General features: G+C 69.9%; 12 protein-coding genes. 6 read left to right on the forward strand and 6 right to left on the reverse strand.

Annotation, left to right across the window (positions count from 1 at the left end):
• Window positions 1-236: 236 nt before the first annotated feature.
• Window positions 237-1451 carry a M24 family metallopeptidase gene (locus NL114_RS18595; protein ID WP_254822409.1) on the reverse strand — a complete coding sequence of 405 codons (1215 nt, stop codon included), beginning with the start codon at window positions 1449-1451 and terminating at the stop codon, window positions 237-239.
• Between the two features lie 120 nt (window positions 1452-1571).
• On the opposite strand from NL114_RS18595, the gene aroA reads away from it, so the two are divergent.
• From aroA to NL114_RS18610, 3 genes are all read left to right on the forward strand, one after another.
• On the forward strand, window positions 1572-2939 hold the full coding sequence (gene aroA / locus NL114_RS18600) for a 3-phosphoshikimate 1-carboxyvinyltransferase (protein ID WP_254822410.1): 1368 nt from the start codon (window positions 1572-1574) through the stop codon (window positions 2937-2939).
• A gap of 93 nt (window positions 2940-3032) precedes the next feature.
• Window positions 3033-3506, forward strand: a complete 474-nt coding sequence (locus NL114_RS18605) for a dTDP-4-dehydrorhamnose 3,5-epimerase family protein (RefSeq protein WP_254822411.1) — start codon at window positions 3033-3035, stop codon at window positions 3504-3506.
• On the forward strand, window positions 3503-4432 hold the full coding sequence (locus NL114_RS18610; RefSeq protein WP_254822412.1) for a dTDP-glucose 4,6-dehydratase: 930 nt from the start codon (window positions 3503-3505) through the stop codon (window positions 4430-4432). Before NL114_RS18605 ends, NL114_RS18610 begins: the two co-directional genes overlap by 4 nt.
• Before the next feature lie 21 nt (window positions 4433-4453).
• Here the strand turns inward: NL114_RS18610 and NL114_RS18615 are convergent, their stop codons facing one another.
• Window positions 4454-5953: a sulfatase-like hydrolase/transferase gene (locus NL114_RS18615; RefSeq protein ID WP_254822413.1), complete on the reverse strand. Its 1500-nt coding sequence runs from the start codon at window positions 5951-5953 to the stop codon at window positions 4454-4456.
• Window positions 5954-6031: 78 nt separating this feature from the next.
• Between NL114_RS18615 and NL114_RS18620 the strand changes: the two genes are divergently transcribed.
• Window positions 6032-7048 (forward strand): sugar phosphate nucleotidyltransferase, encoded by a 1017-nt coding sequence (locus tag NL114_RS18620; RefSeq protein WP_254822414.1) that lies wholly within the window; start codon window positions 6032-6034, stop codon window positions 7046-7048.
• Window positions 7049-7093: 45 nt separating this feature from the next.
• Here the strand turns inward: NL114_RS18620 and NL114_RS18625 are convergent, their stop codons facing one another.
• The 3 genes from NL114_RS18625 to NL114_RS18635 are packed head-to-tail and all read right to left on the reverse strand — an operon-like array spanning window position 7094 to window position 9944.
• Complete coding sequence (locus NL114_RS18625; RefSeq protein ID WP_254822415.1) at window positions 7094-8035, reverse strand: glycosyltransferase family 2 protein; 942 nt, start codon at window positions 8033-8035, stop codon at window positions 7094-7096.
• A complete protein-coding gene (locus tag NL114_RS18630; protein WP_254822416.1) occupies window positions 8032-8775 on the reverse strand; it encodes a class I SAM-dependent DNA methyltransferase in 744 nt (247 codons plus the stop codon). The genes NL114_RS18625 and NL114_RS18630 overlap by 4 nt, the downstream gene beginning before the upstream one ends.
• A gap of 5 nt (window positions 8776-8780) precedes the next feature.
• On the reverse strand, window positions 8781-9944 hold the full coding sequence (locus NL114_RS18635; RefSeq protein ID WP_254822417.1) for a DegT/DnrJ/EryC1/StrS family aminotransferase: 1164 nt from the start codon (window positions 9942-9944) through the stop codon (window positions 8781-8783).
• 122 nt (window positions 9945-10066) lie between these two features.
• Between NL114_RS18635 and ileS the strand changes: the two genes are divergently transcribed.
• The gene (ileS, locus tag NL114_RS18640; protein ID WP_254822418.1) at window positions 10067-13204 is read left to right on the forward strand and encodes an isoleucine--tRNA ligase; all 3138 of its coding nucleotides are present in this window, start codon (window positions 10067-10069) and stop codon (window positions 13202-13204) included.
• Window positions 13205-13292: 88 nt separating this feature from the next.
• On the forward strand, window positions 13293-14618 hold the full coding sequence (locus NL114_RS18645; protein ID WP_254822419.1) for an MFS transporter: 1326 nt from the start codon (window positions 13293-13295) through the stop codon (window positions 14616-14618).
• Between the two features lie 28 nt (window positions 14619-14646).
• Here the strand turns inward: NL114_RS18645 and NL114_RS18650 are convergent, their stop codons facing one another.
• A complete protein-coding gene (locus tag NL114_RS18650) occupies window positions 14647-15900 on the reverse strand; it encodes an alkyl sulfatase dimerization domain-containing protein (protein ID WP_254822420.1) in 1254 nt (417 codons plus the stop codon).
• Window positions 15901-15914 lie beyond the last annotated feature (14 nt).

Here is a 15914-nt window from a genome sequence, read left to right on the forward strand (position 1 = left end):
AGCGGAGCGAACGAAGTGAGCGAAGCGAGGAGCGCAGCGAGTCCCCCGAGTCGAGCGAGCGGGGGCTTTCTATCCGGTTCGGTTGTGGCTGTCGTCGTCGTGCAGAGAGCGGGCGGCGGCTTTCTATAGGACGCCTCAATTTATTTCGTATTCGAATATCAAGTCGAGAATATACCGCTTCGACCGTTAAAATCTTCTATTGAGAGCTAATACTAGAAATTGACATAGAGAATATATTATATCTCAATAACGAACTCCTTCGGGTAGTCGGTCAGGTTCTCCACGCCGTCCTCGCGCACCACGACGAGGTCCTCGATACGAACCCCACCCACGTCGGGGTCGTACAGCCCCGGCTCGACGGTCACGACCATCCCCGCTTCCAGTTCGTTCTCGGCGGTGCTCAGCCGCGGATATTCGTGGATGTCCAGCCCCACGCCGTGCCCGGTGGTGTGGATGAACCCCGTCTCCGTGGCGTCGTCGTCCCGGAGCGTCGGTTCCCCGGCAACCTCGTACACGTCACAGACCGCGCCGTGGACCTCGCTCCCCGAGACGCCGGCCTCGATGGCATCCAGCGCGGCCTCCTGCGCTTCGAACGTGAGGTCGTACCAGTCGTGTGCCACGTCCGTCGGCTCGCCCACGCAGAAGGTGCGGGTCATGTCCGCGAAGTAGCCGGTCTCCTTCGAGCGCGGGAAGATGTCGACGATGATGGGCTCGTCGGTGCGGAGTGGCCCGCTCCCGCGGTCGTGCGGGTCGGCGGCGTCGGCCCCGCAGGCGACGATGGTCTCGTCGAGCGCGCAGCCGTTGTGGAGCAGTTCGATCTCGATGGCCGTCCGGACGCGCTCGCTGGTCAGCACCTCGCCGTCGTGGTGGAGCACGCCGTCGTCGACGGTGGCCTCGCGGAGGAGTTCCTCGGCCCGGGCCATCGCCTTCTCGTTGGCCTTCTGGGCCTCGCGGATGTGGTCGATCTCCGCCTCGGTCTTGATGGCGCGGACGCGTTCGACCGTCTCGTCCCGGTCGACGGTCACGTCGAGACCCTGCTCGCGGAGGCCGTCGGCCGGCCCGAGCGGCGCGCGTTCTGGCATCGCGACCGATTCAACGCCGTGGGCCCGGCAGAACGCCGCCACCGCGCGGTCGCTCCCCTCGTGGGGGCCGTACTCGTCGACGAGCGACTGGGCGTCGTACGCCGACCCACGCTCGACGGTGTCCGCACGGGCTTCCTTCGCCGCGCGGCCGTACTCCAGCGCCGAGACGAGGAGGTGGGTCGTGCCGCCCGACGCGTCGGCGCTCCCCTCGCCCGCGCCCTCGCGGACGTACAGCGTCACGTAGGGGTCGGGCGCGTCGAAACCGGAGAGATACCGTTGCGTCGCGTCCTCGCCGTCCGCGTCGACGAGGTAGCCGTCCACGCCGGCCTCGTCGAGGTAGGCGTCGAGCGTCGAGAGGTCGAGGTCCATGACCGGGGGTGGGTCCGGGGCGAGTAAATGGTTACCGGGCGGCCGGTCGCCCGGGGCAGGAGCGACCGCCGTCCCGTCGCCTCCGAAAGCCGTTTACAGGGGCCACGAGTGCCCACCGCTATGGACGCAATCGTACGCGAGTCGGCGGTCCGGGGCGTCGCACGCGCCCCGCCGTCGAAGAGCTACACCCACCGTGCCATCCTCGCCGCGGGCTACGCCGACGGGGCGCTCGTCCGTGGCCCGCTCGACTCGGCCGACACCCGCGCGACGGCCCGTGCGGTCGAACGCTACGGCGGCACCGTCGACCGCCTCGGCGAGGACGACCAGCCACCCAGCGTCGACCCCGAGGGCGTCGGCTTCGTCGACAGCCCCATCGACGCCGACCCCGGCGACCTGCTCGTCACGGGCTTCGGCGGCCGGCCCGACGTGCCGGCGCAGGTCATCGACTGTGCCAACTCCGGCACCACGATGCGCCTGACCACGGCCACCGCAGCCCTCGCGGACGGGCTGACGGTCCTGACCGGCGACGGCTCCCTCCGGTCGCGGCCGCAGGGCCCGCTGCTGGACGCCGTCGACCAGCTCGGCGGGCGTGCCGAGTCCACCCGCGCCAACGGGCAGGCGCCGCTCGTCGTCGGCGGCCCCGTTGGGGGTGGCACCGTCTCGATCCCGGGCGACGTCTCCTCGCAGTACATCACCGCGCTCCTGATGGCCGGGGCCGTCACCGACGAGGGGGTCCGCGTCGACCTGGAGACCGAACTGAAATCCGCACCGTACGTCGACATCACGGTCGAGGTCCTCGACGAGTTCGGCGTCGCCGCGTGGGACACCGACGACGGGTTCGCGGTCGACGGCGGCCAGTCCTACGAGCCGACCGACGGCGAGTACCACGTCCCCGGCGACTTCTCCTCCATCTCCTATCTCGTCGCCGCGGGCGCGCTCGCTGCCGCACCCGACGACGAACTCGTCGTCCAGGGCGCCAAAGAGAGCGCCCAGGGCGACACCGTCATCATCGACGTGCTGGAGCGGATGGGTGCGGACATCGACTGGGACCTCGACGAGCAGCGCATCACCGTCGCGCGCTCGTCGCTCACGGGCGTCGAGGTCGGCGTCGCCGACACGCCGGACCTCCTCCCGACCATCGCCGCACTGGGCGCCGCGGCAGACGGCACGACGCGCATCACGGACTGCGAGCACGTCCGCTACAAGGAGACCGACCGCGTCAGCGCGATGGCCGAGGAACTCGAGAAGATGGGCGCCACGGTCGAGGAGTTCACGGACGAACTCGTCGTCCACGGCGGCGAGACGGACCTGCGGGGCGCGACCGTCGACGGCCGCGCGGACCACCGCATCGTCATGTCGCTCGCGGTGGCGGGCCTCGTCGCCGACGGCGAGACGCGCATCCAGGGGGCCGAGCACGTCGACGTCTCCTTCCCGGACTTCTTCGAGGTGCTGTACGAACTCGGCGCCGACGTGGACCGGGAGGGGTAGCCTGCACCGACCATCGGCCGCGCCGCTCCCGACCGCACCCCCTGACCGCGCCGCCTCCAGACGATTTATCTCCGGGCGCGGCCAACCGCGCCTGTGAGCGGAATAGCGGGGGTACGCGAGCGGGAACTCGAGCCGATTGTCGACGAGCGAGGCTGGCTGATGGAGATACTTCGCTCGGACTGGCCGGAGTTCGAGGCGTTCGGCCAGGTGTATCTCACGACGGCCCGCCCGGGCGTCGTCAAGGCGTGGCACGAACACGAGGCCCAGCGCGACAACTTCGTCCCGGTGTCCGGGCGCATCAAACTGGTCCTGGCCGACACGCGCCCCGACTCCCCGACCGAGGGGGAGATAGCCGAGTACTTCATCGGGGAGCGGAACTTCCGGCTGGTCTCGATTCCGCCAGGCGTCACGCACGGGTTCAAATGCATCAGTGACGACGAGGCGATGGTGGTGAACGTCCCCACGACGACGTACGACTACGAGGACCCCGACGAGATCCGGTACGACCCGGACACCGACGAAATCGACTACGACTGGGTCCTGCCGGACGACCGGGTCCACGGATGAGACTTCTGGTGACCGGCGGCGCCGGGTTCATCGGGAGTCACTTCGTCGGCGCGTACGCCCGGAACCGGCCGGTGGACGAGATCGTCGTGCTCGACGCCCTGACCGACGCGGGCGACCGCGGCCGGGTCCCCGAGCACGAGGCCGTGACGTTCCGAGAGGGGAGCGTGACGGACCCCGATGCAGTGGCGACCGCCATCGAGGGTGTCGACCGGGTCGTCCACTTCGCCGCGCGGACCCACGTCGACCGGGGAATCGCCGACCCCGGCGCGTTCGTCGACACGAACGTCCGTGGCACGCAGGTCCTGCTCGACGCCGCACGCGCGGCCGACATCGACCGGTTCGTCCTGCTCAGCACCGACGAGGTGTACGGCGAGACGCTCACCGGCGCGCAAAGCGAGGGCGACCCGCTCGACCCGCGGAACCCGTACAGCGCGACGAAGGCCGCCGCCGAACATCTCGCGGGAAGCTACGCGGCGACCTACGGCCTGCCCGTGCTCAGCGTGCGCCCGAGCAACACCTACGGGCCGCGCCAGCACGCCGAGAAGTTCATCCCGACCATCCTCCGCCACGCGCTCGCCGGGGAGCCGATTCCGGTCTACGGGGACGGCAGCGCCCGCCGCCAGTGGCTCTACGTCGACGACTGCGTCCGGGCCATCGCCACCGTCCTCGACGAGGGGGCCACCGGCGAGACCTACAACATCGGCAGCGGGCGGGAGCTGTCGAACCTCGAGCTAGTCCACACCGTGCTGGAGCGTCTCGAACGGTCGCGGGACCTCGTCGAGTTCGTCCCCGACCGCCAGGGCCACGACATGCGGTACGACGTCGACGACACGAAGCTCCGCGACCTCGGCTGGGCGCCGTCGGTCGACATGGAGGAGGGGCTCGAACGGACCATCCGGTGGGGGCGCGAGCGGTTCGGCGGCTAGCGGTGCCGGCGCGTTCGGAACCTACAGGTAGCCCAGGTCCCGGAGCGACTGCTCCACGTCGCCGCCGAGGTCGACGGTGGGCCCCTCCCCGCCGTCGAACGCCGCGAGGCGTTGTTCGCAGGAGTGTCGCGCCGCCTCGGGGGCGTCCTCGTAGGGGCGCCGCTCGCCGTCGCAGGTCGCCAGCCGGTGGCCGTCCGACCGGGCCTCGACCTTCCAGTCACCCTGGAACGCGACCGTCGTGTGGTGTTCGATTGCCGTGGCGAGCAGCTCCCGTGGCACCGCGTCGAACTCGTCGTAGTGCTGGGTTGATTCGTGGGCCGGGCTGGCGCTCGGGACGACCTCGCGGCCGGTGAACGCGCCGAGGTCCCGGCCGCCGCTCGCCAGCACGGTGTCGAGGTCGTCTGTGAGTAGCGACGGCAGGTCCGCGAGCGTGACGCGGTCGGGTACGGAGCGCCCGTCGAGCGCCGGGTGGGCGAGCAGGAGTGGCACCTCGAGGACGGCGTCGCTGGTCGTCGCCTCGTGGCCCATCGCCCGCTCGCCGCGCCAGGTCCGCTCGCCCAGGTTCTCGCCGTGGTCGGCGGTCACGACGAGCAGGGTGTTCTCCAGCAGGTCGAGCCGGTCGAGCGCAGCCCGGAGCCGCGCCAGTTGCTCGTCCACGGCCCGCGCCTCGGCGTCGTAGAGGGCCCGTATCGCCTCGATGGTCGCCTCGTCCACGTCGCCGCGCTCGTTCGCCGCGTGGAACGACCACGGGAGGACGTACTCCCGGTTCAGCCGGTCGGCCGCACGGCGCGAGAGCCCCTCCGGGAGGTACGCCTCGGGCGGTCGGTACGGCGAGTGCAGGTCCATGTAGTTCACGAACCCGAAGAAGGGCGCATCGTCCTCGGCAGCCCGTTGGAGCAACGACACCACGCGGTCCGTGTTGTCGGCGGCGTCGTAGCTGTAACCGAAGCGACCGCCGTTCGTGAACCAGGGGTGCGGAACCCGGCGGAGCGGCTCCCAGCGGGACACCGCCCGGCCGACCGTGGCCCGCGCCACGTTCACGAGGCTCTCGGACGGGTTCTCGTGTGTCGCCGCCGCACGCAGCACCCGGGCATAGCCACGCGGCGTCGCCCCGTGTTCCCCGAGTGCGTTCGACGCGTCCAGCCCGTCGGCGTGTTCGCGGTCGATTCCGTTCGTGTAGTGGAACTCGTCGAACGAGGCGTCGAAATCGTAGTGCTGGGAGGCGAAGATGTTGGCCGAGACGCCCCAGGTCGTGAAGCCCCGCTGGCGGAACCCCTCGACGAGGTCGAGGCGGCCGACGGAGTGGTCAGAGCGGGAGTACCGGACGTGTTCGGAGGGGTCCGCGCCGGTAAGCATCGAGACGTGTGCCGGGAGCGACCAGCTCGCGGGCGTCACCGCGCGCTCGAACGTGAGGTTCGACGCCGCGAGGTCGGCGAACGTGTCCATCGCCCGCCGTGTCGCGTCCCGACGACACGCGTCGAGTACGACGTAGAGCACGTTCGTCTCACCGGAGTCAGTCATCGAAAACCGACGGCTGTACTGCGGTATCGTTCATAATACTTTTGTCTTTCCGACAGGTTCGATTCGGCGGACAGTCGGATGAAGTGTGTACTGCTGGCTGGGGGGTCCGGGACGCGGCTGGCTCCACTCACCGACGGGTTCTCGAAGCACCTCGTCAGGGTGGGCCAGCGGACGCTGCTCGAACACGCCCTGTCGGACCTGGAGGCAGGGGGCGTCGACGAGGTCTGTGTCGTCCTCGGCGAGACCGGCGCGACGGCCATCCGAGAGCACCTGGGGGAGAGCGACCGGTTCGACCTCGATATCAGCTACGCCGTCCAGGGGGCCGCTCGCGGGGTCGCGGACGCCATCTCCCACGCGGAGCCGTTCGTCGGCGACGAGCCGTTCCTCGTCTACCTCGGCGACAACCTGTTCGGGCCGTCGCTGGAGCCGTTCGTCCGCGGGTTCGCGGCCACCGAGGACGGGGTCGGCCTCTGTCTCCGTCGGGTGGACGACCCGACCCGGTTCGGTGTTCCGGCGTTCGAGTCCGGCGCGCTCCGGGACATCGTGGAGAAGCCGGCCGACCCGCCGAGCGAGTACGCCGTCACCGGCCTGTACGGATTCCCGCCGGCGGTGTTCGACCATATCGAGCGCCTGGAACCCTCCGACCGTGGCGAGCTGGAGGTCACCGACGCCATCCGGTCGTTGCTCGACGTCGGCCGCTCGGCCCACGTCCACCGGTTCGACGGCTGGTGGGTGGACGCGGGGACGCCCGACGGCCTGCTCACCGCGAACCGTCGCGTACTCGCCGCGTCCGGTGGCTCCGGACCGGCCGCCGCCACGGACGCTGTGGGCGCCGACGCCGACTCCGGACTCGGGGAGGGGGTCAGGGTACGGGCCCCCGTCTCGGTCGGTGCGGGCGTCGAAGTCGGCAACGGGACGGAGCTCGGTCCGAACGTCACGCTCGGCGCTGATGTCGTGGTCGGAAGCGAGGCGCGCATCAGCGACAGCATCGTGCTCTCGGGGGCCACCGTGGCCGACGGCACGAGCGTCACGCGGAGCATCGTCGCGCCCGGTGCCCGGGTCACGTCGCCGCTCCGGGACGAGGTGTACCGGTAGTGACCGTGCCCGCCAAGACGGACATGGCCGGCACCGCCACCGCGGTCAGTCCCGGACGACGGTCGCTCGGTCCGCCGGGCAGTCGTCCATCCGGTACTCGACCGTCCGGACGAACGCACCCAGGCGCTCGCGGGCGTCCTCGGCGGCCCGGGCGAGGAAGTCGGCGTCCGCCGGTTCGTCCACGTCCTCGGTGACCATGCCGACGGCCAGCCCGTCCGTGCTGGGCCAGTACTCGTCGAGTATCCGCCGTGCGGTCGGTGGGTCGTACTTCGCCCAGAAGAGCGGCCAGTTCCGGTAGACGTGGTAGAGCCCGCCGGAGTCGGTCTCCGAGAGGTAGCGGTCGTGCCTGGCGACGGCCCGCGGTTCGAGCGCCACGTCCCAGCCGCGCTTTCGCGCCCGGAACCCGAGGTCGGAGCTCTCCCAGTAGATGCCGAACCGCTCGTCGAGGATACCGACCTCCGCGACGACCTCGGCGCGGACGACCGTCCCGAGCAGGGTCACGCTGGGGCGACGGACGAGCCGGTCGTCGATATCCGGCTCGCGGGTGATGGGATGGCACATCCGGTAGCGGTTGAACCGGTGGCCCGCCGAGTAGATGCCACCGCGGAAATCCCGAACGAGCGGCTGCACGACGCCGAGGCGGTCGTTCGCCCGGAGCGTCGCCCAGAGCCGGTCGATGGCGTCGGCGTCGAGCGTCGCGTCCTGGTCGAGCAGCATGAACGCCGACGGGTCGAGCCGGTCGCCGGCGTACCGGAGCAGGTCGTTCACGCTCCCGACGTAGTGGGTGTTCTCGGCGTGGCCCAGCACGGTGAGCCGTGAGCGGTCGCGCAGATGCTCCCGAGTCGCGTCCGTGGAGGCGTCGTCGAGCGCGAGCACCGCCGTCTCCGGCGTCGCGGCGGCCGCGGCATCGAGCACCTCGTCGAGGAACCCTCGCTCGATGTAGTCCACCCCGTTGTAGTAGGGGAGCAGTATCGCGAGGTCGGTCACGGCTCCACCCCCACGGCGTAGATGAGGCGGTCGTCATCGTCGCCGTACCCCGTCGCGAGGTGGGCCTCGCGGTCGGCGAGCGAACTCCGGTCGTGGGCGAAGCGGAACTCGTGGGCCGTCACGTACCGGAGTTCGTGCGTGGCCGTGTGCGTCTCGACCAGTTCGCCGTCCTCGAACACCCGGAGCGTCTCCTCGTGATGCCACCGGTTGTCGAGGGTGTCGACCGAGTGGCTGACGTGCTTCTCGATGCGGCCGTCCTCGTGGTCGAGCGTCTCGGTCAGCTCGGCCTCGTAGCCGTCGACGAGATGGGCCATGAAGTTGGACGCGTCCACGACGACCACGCCGTCCTCGGCCAGCGCGTCGCCGAACGCGTCCAGCGCCGCGACCACGTCCGCGTTCGAGAGGAGGTAGTTGAACGTCGTGTACATGCAGACGATAGCGTCGACCGACCGGCTCCCGAACTCCCGGAGGTCGGCCTGGAACAGCCTGATATCGTCGGACTGCTCGCGGGCGTACGTCAGCATCTCCCGGTCGACATCGAAGCCGACCAGCTCGCACGCGGTCTCGTCGGCGAGCGCCCGCAGCAGCCGCCCAGTGCCACAGCCCGCCGAGAGCAGCGTCGCGTCCGGCGAGTCGGTAATCCGCTCCGGGAGCGTCTCGAGCAGGAACGATACCTGCTCGTCCACCCGCCGGTTCCACAGCCGCTCGTTCTCCGCCGGCAGGAACAGCGAGTCCGCCATCGGTCTCAGAACGCCCCCGCTGGCGGCTCCGTGACGGGCGTCCGCTGCCCGTCGTCGTACGCCCGGACGGCGTCGACGATGCGTTCTCGTGCCTCCTCGTCCACGAACCACCCGTTCGGGACACAGACGACCCGCTGGTCGAACCACCGCGTCCGGGGCCGCTCGTCGACCGCCGTGTCGAACACCGACGCCTCGATGTTGGACTGGTGGAGCGCCGAGCACTGGATGCCCCGGTCGGCCATGAAGTCGATGAACGACAGCCGGTCCTCCACGAGGACCGGGTAGAGCCACCGGGCCGACCGGCTCCCGGACGGGACCGAGAGCGTCCGGACGGCCTCCAGGTCGGCGAACGCCTCGTCGTAGCGGGCGGCCTGCTCGCGCTGGGTCGCGACCAGTTCGTCGAGGTAGTCGAGCTGGACGTTGCCGACGGCGGCGAACACGTCGTTCAGCGTGTACCGGTAGCCGGGCTCGGTGATCTCGTAGGTCCAGGGACGCTTCCGGTCCAGCTTGTCGGCCTTGTCGGTCTCGATACCGTGCCAGCGGCGTCGTTTCGCCCGCTCTGCCGTGGCCGCGTCCGGGACGGCGACGGCCCCGCCCATGACCGAGGTGATGGTCTTGACCGGGCCGAAGCTGAACGTGGTGTAGTCGGCGATGGCGCCGACCGGGACGCCGTCGTAGGCCCCGCCGAAGCTCTGTGCGGCGTCCTGAATGAGCGTCACGTCGTGTTCGTCGACCACCTCGAGGAGTTCGTCGTAGGCCGCCGGCGTCCCGTGCATGTCGACGACGACCAGTGCGGTCGTCTCGTCGCTGACCAGTTCGGCGACCGACGCCGGGTCCGGGAGTCCCGTCGCCGGGTCCGTCTCGGCGAACACGAGGTCCGGCTCGAAGTGGAGGAGCGGGACGTTGGTCGCGGCGCAGGTGAACGGCGTCGTGACGACCTCGTCGCCCGGCTCGATGCCGGCGAGGTCGTAGGCCAGCGAGAGCGCGCTGCTCCCGGAGTTCACCGCGACCACGTGCGGGTTGTCGATGCGGTCGCCGATGCGTTCCTCGAACCGTTCCACCCGTGGGCCACCCCCGATCCACCCCGACTGGAGGACCTCGACCACCCGGTCCCCGACCTCGGCGGGCATGAATGGCTCCAGAATCGGAATCTCGTCGTCGTCGGCCATCGTGAGTGGCCTCTCGCGGCGGCCCATTAATCTCGGTGGTGACGGCCACAACCACCGGCGGGAATCGTCGGGAAGCCGACGAGATGTTATGATTTATGCCCGAGCGCCTGCCCCGAACAGCTATGAGCGACCCCGAGTCCGAGTTCGAGTTTCTCTCGGAGCTAGACCAGCAGTACGACCCACACGAGGTCGAGGCGGACATCAACGGGTTCTGGGACGATGTCGACGCCTACGAGACGGTTCGCGAGGAGGGTATCCCCGACTTCTACTTTCTGGACGGGCCGCCGTTCACCAGCGGACAGATGCACCTGGGGACGGCCTGGAACAAGACCCTGAAGGACGCCATCATCCGATATCTCCGGATGCAGGGCCACTCCGTCTACGACCGCCCCGGCTACGACATGCACGGGCTTCCCATCGAGACGAAGGTCGAGGAGAAGTTCGGCTTCGAGAGCAAGAAGGACATCGCCGAGGCCAGCATCGACACGTTCATCCAGGAGTGCCGGACCTTCGCCGAGGAGAACCTGGAGAAGATGAACGAGGACTTCCAGTCGCTCGGGGTCTGGATGGACTGGGACGACCCGTACCGGACGGCCTCCAACGAGTACATCGAGGGGGTCTGGTGGGGCTTCAAGCAGGCGTACGACCGGGGCCACGTCGACCGCGGGCACCAGGTCATCAACCAGTGTCCCCGCTGTGAGACCGCCATCGCGGACAACGAGGTCGAGTACGAGGACATCGACTCTCCCTCCATCTACGTGAAGTTCCCGCTGGTCGACGAGCCGGGGTCGCTGGTCATCTGGACGACGACCCCCTGGACGCTGCCGGCGAACCTCTACGTGGCCGTCGACGAGGAACTGGAGTACGCACGACTCCGTCTCGACGGCGACGAGGAGGTCATCGTCGCCTCGAACTGCGTGGAGGAAGTGGTGGAGGCCGCTGGCGCGGACTCGCACGAGGTACTGGAGACGATGCCGGGGTCGGACCTGGTCGGCGCGAGCTACCGGAGCCCGCTGGGCGAGCAGGTGCCCGCCCAGGCCGAGTACGACGACGAGCCCGACCACCATCAGGTGTACGCGACGGACTTCGTCGAGGCCGAGCGCACGGGGCTCATCCACTCCGCCCCGGGGCACGGTGTCGAGGACGCGGAGTTCGGCGAGCAGTACGGGCTCGACGTGTTCGCGCCGGTCGCCACGGACGGCGTGTTCACCGACGACGCCGGGGAGTACGCCGGCCAGCAGGTCTGGGACGCCAACGACGAGATCATCGCGGACCTGGAGGCGAGCGGCGCGCTCCTGTCGTCCGGCACCGTCTCGCACCGCTACGGGCACTGCTGGCGGTGCGATACGCCCATCATCAACATGGCGACGGCGCAGTGGTTCATCCGGGTCTCGGAGATCAAGGACCGACTGCTCGAGGAACTCGAGGAGAGCACCTGGCACCCCGAGTGGGCCCGTGACAACCGGCAGCGCAACTGGATCGAGGACGCCCGTGACTGGTGTGTCTCGCGCCAGCGCTACTGGGGGACACCGCTCCCCATCTGGGAGAACGACGACGGCGACATCATCGTCATCGAGTCGGTCGAGGAGCTCCGCGAGCGGGCCGACCAGGAGTTCGACCCGGCCGACATCGACCTGCACCGCCCCGAGGTCGACGAGATCACCATCACGGAGGACGGCGAGGAGTACCACCGCGTCCCCGACGTGTTCGACGTCTGGGTCGACTCCGGCGTGACCTCCTGGGCCGCTATCGACTACCCGAACCGGAGCGACCTGTTCGACGAGATGTGGCCGACGGAGCTCATCGTCGAGGCCCACGACCAGACCCGGGGCTGGTTCTGGTCCCAGCTCGGGATGGGCGTGACCGCTCTCGACCAGAACCCCTACGAGGAGGTCGTGATGCACGGGCACGCCCTCGACGAGGACGGCCTGAAGATGTCCAAGTCCCGCGGGAACATCGTCACGCCACAGGAGGCCATCGACCGCCACGGGGCCGACCCGGTCCGTTCGTTCCTGCTCACGCGGAACCTGGACGGCGAGGACATGCGGTTCTCCTGGGAGGAGATCGGGAACCAGGCCGACCAGCTCAACATCGTCTGGAACGTCTTCCGCTTCCCCGCGCCGTACATGCGGATGGACGGGTTCGACCCCCGCGAGGAATCGCTGGCGGACGCCGACCTGCGCCCCATCGACGAGTGGGTGCTCTCCCGGCTGGAGTCGACGAAGCAGGTCGTCGGTGCCCATATGGACGACTACGCCCTGCCGGAGGCCTTCTCGGCGGTGCTCTCCTTCCTCGTCGAGGACGTGTCCCGGTTCTACATCCAGTCCATCCGCGACCGGGTGTGGGAGCCGGAGGACTCCGCGGACAAGCACGCCGCCTACCTGACGCTGTACCGGCTGTTCGACGAGTCCAGCCGCCTGCTCGCGCCGTTCGTCCCGCACATCGCGGAGCGGCTCTACCAGACGTTCGTCGGGTCGGAGACGACCGTCCACGACCTCGACTGGCCGGCCGCCGAGGCGGCCTACCACGACACGGCGCTGGAGGCGCAGATGGAGACGGTCCAGGCCATCGAGAAGGCGGCCTCGAACGCCCGGCAGAACGCCGGGCGGAAGCTCCGCTGGCCCGTCTCGGAGGTCATCGTGAGCACCGACGAGGCCGACGTGGTCGAGGCCGCCACCGAGCTCGAGCCGGTGCTGCGCGACCGCATCAACTGCCGCGACGTGACGGTCGTGGAGGGGACGTGGGACGGCGTGGAGTTCGTCGCACGCCCGCAGATGGACGTTCTCGGGCCGGAGTTCGGCGGCGAGGCGAGCGCCATCGCCGACGCCATCAGGGGGATGACCCGGGCGGAGTTCGAGGCAGACCCGACGATAACGGTCGACGGCGACACCATCGAGGTCACCGAGGAGATGGTCGATTTCCGGAAATCCGTGCCCGAGCACGTCTCGGCCGCCGAGTTCGGCCAGGGCAGCGTCTACGTCGACCTCACCATCACGGACGACATCCGGAGCGAGGGGTACGCACGGGAGGTCATCCGTCGGGTGCAGGAGATGCGCAAGGAGATGGACCTCGACCTGCACCAGTCCATCGAGCTCGACCTCCAGTTCGAGGACGCGGAGGCCGACGACCTCATCGAGCGACACCGGGAGCTCATCGCTCAGGAGACCCGCTGTGAGAACTACGCCGCGGACGCCGACGACTACGTCGAGACGTGGGAGTTCGAGGGCGTGACCGTCACCATCGGCGTGGCGACGGTCTGAGCAGCGCGGGCCGCGGCGACCGGCTCTCGGCGCCGACCTGTTATAGACGGCAGCACGGTTAGGCCCGGTCCCCCGGCTTGGTCTGACGATGCCCGAGGCACGAACGGACGACGGGAGGTCGGGGACCCGGTCGGGCGCGGCCGCTCCCTATCGCTGGGTCGTACTGGCGAACGTAGCGGTCACCCACGCCGTCGCACTCGGCGTCGTGTGGCTGGCCATCCCCGCGCTCGCTCCCGTCGTCTCAGAGGACCTCGGTGTGAGTACGACAGCCGCACTCCTGCCGTACGCCGTCATCAATCTCGTTCTCCTCGTGGGACAGGTGCCGGCCGGCGTGCTCGGCGACCGCTACCCGCTGCGGTGGGTCGTCGGAGGCGGCGTGCTGCTGGCCGGCGTCGGCACCGCGCTCCGGGCCGTGGTCCCGACCTTCAGGGGGCTCATCGCCACGAGCGTCCTCACGGGCGCCGGCATGGCGCTCGCGAACCCGAACGTCATCAAGGCGGTCACGGAGTGGTTCCCGCCCGGGCAACTCGGGCTGGCACAGGGCGTGACCATCTCCGGGTACAACGTCGGCGCGGGCCTCGCTGGGTCCCTCTCGGCCGGAATCCTGCTGGCTGCCGTCGGCGACTGGCCGGACGTGTATCTGGTCTACGGTGTCGTCTGTGTCCTCGTCGGGGTCGTATGGCTCGCGACGGTCCGGAACCCGACCGAGGCCGAGCGTCCGGACTACAGCGGCGCCGCGGGAGCCCCGGCCGCCGTCGCGGAGGGGACCGCCGAGTCCACACGCGAGACCCTCCGGGCGGTCTTCGGCCGCCGGAACACGTACGTCGCGGTCGCGCTGGCGGTCTGTGCGTTCTACGCCGTCATCGGTGGCCTCGGGGTCATCCCCTCCTGGCTCGAACACGCGCCGGTTCCCGTCCCCGCCTGGTATGCCGGCATCCCGCTCTACGCCGGTATCGTCGGGGCACTCACGCTGCCGCCGCTCTCCGACCAGGTCGGCCGCAAGCCCGTACTGTATCTCGGGCTGGTGGGGAACGCGCTCGCCCTCGTCGCGGGTGGGTTCGTCGCCACCATCCCGGCGCTTGTCGTCGTGCTCGTCACGGCGGGCGTCTTCGGCGGCGGGCTGTTCGCGATGCTGTACGTCCTCCCGGGCGAACTCCCCGGCATCGGGCCGGCCCGCGCGGGGACGATGGCCGGCGCACTGCTGGCGCTCGGACAGCTCGGCGGCACCATCGCGCCCGTCGTGGGCGGCCGTGTTCTCGACACGGCCGGGCTCCGCTCCTCCGTCCTCGTCGTCGGACTCCCGCCGCTGCTTGGGGTGCTGGCCATCCGGGCGCTCGAACTCGACCCGGAGAAGGTGACGGCCATCACGGGGAGTCCGGCCGACTCCGAGGCGGCCCCGAAGACGGACGACTGAGTCCCCAGCGGTCACCCACGCGCCGCCCTCACCTGAACGGCCGGCGCTCGCCCGCGTACGATGCGGCTGACCGGTAGATGTTCCCGGCCATCAGGCTGGACGCCTGGTCGGCGCGCGCCGAGTAGACGCGGTTGACCGCCGCGGCCACGGCGTCGTCCTCGGGCGCGGCCTCCAGCGCGAAGTCGGCGAGGTGCCCGGCGAGGCGGTACTCGCCATCGTCGGCGAGCGCCTCCGCGCGCTCGGCCAATTCCGCAGGTCCGCCCGCGAGTGCGGTCACCTCCGACGCGAGCGCCGCGCGCGGCGCCGGTTTCAGTTCCGACGGCCGACCCGTCCACCAGCCGCCGTAGCGCCGGATCACCGACCGGACGATGAACTCGGGTTCGTCGTACTGCGGGGCGAGCCACTCCGCGTCGGCGTCGGGGTAGTCCACGTCGTGAACGATGTCGACGTGGGGTGGGGACTCGTCGTTGAGTGCCGCCAGCGTCTCGTCGACGAGGTCCTCGAGGTACGCGGCGGTCCGGACGAGCCGCTCGTCCACGGCGTCGGGGTCGTCGACGATGGCGTCGCCGTGGCCGGGACAGAGGTGACGGGGCTCCTCGGCGGCCATCTCGCGGAGCGCGTCGACCCACTCGCCGGGGTAGCGCTGGACCTTCTGGGGGTTGCCCGCGTTCGGGCACGCGCCGATGGAGAAGTCCCCGGAGCAGAGCACCTCTCGCCCGGGACAGTAGACCCACGTGTGGTCGTCGGTCTCGCCTCTTCCGTGGTGGAGTTCGAACCGCTCGCCGCCCACGGTCAGGACGAGTTCGTCGCGATACTCCGTCGTCGGCTGGTAGTCGGGATAGCCGAAGGGTGAGCCGTCCTCGTACATCATGTCGGCGAGGTCGACGGTGCCGCCGAACTGCCGAGCGTTGATGGCCTCGTTGTGTGCCCGGGTCCGCCCGTAGCGAGCGAATCGCTCGGTGACGGCCTCGTGGGCGACGACCTCCGGGTCGGCCTGCCCGTCGAGGAGGTACGGTTCGAGCCCGTATGCGTGGTCGACGTGGCCGTGGGTGTAGATGGCCGTGTCGACGGGGGCGTCCGTGTGTTCGCGGAGGGCGTCGGCGATGTGGGGCGCCAGCTGCTGGAGTCCGGTGTCGACGAGAACGAGCCCGTCGTCGGTCTCGAAGGCAGTGACGCCGCTGAACAGCGGACAGAAGTAGGTTCGGTCGGTGACCTGCACGATTTCGGGGGCACGAGCCCCGGCCTCGACGGCGGCGACGGTCTCGATGGCGTTCTCGACCATGGGATGGGAGGCGG

Origin of the sequence: Haloglomus halophilum (assembly GCF_024298885.1) — an archaeon.
In the GTDB taxonomy this organism is placed as follows: Archaea; Halobacteriota; Halobacteria; order Halobacteriales; family Haloarculaceae; genus Haloglomus; species Haloglomus halophilum.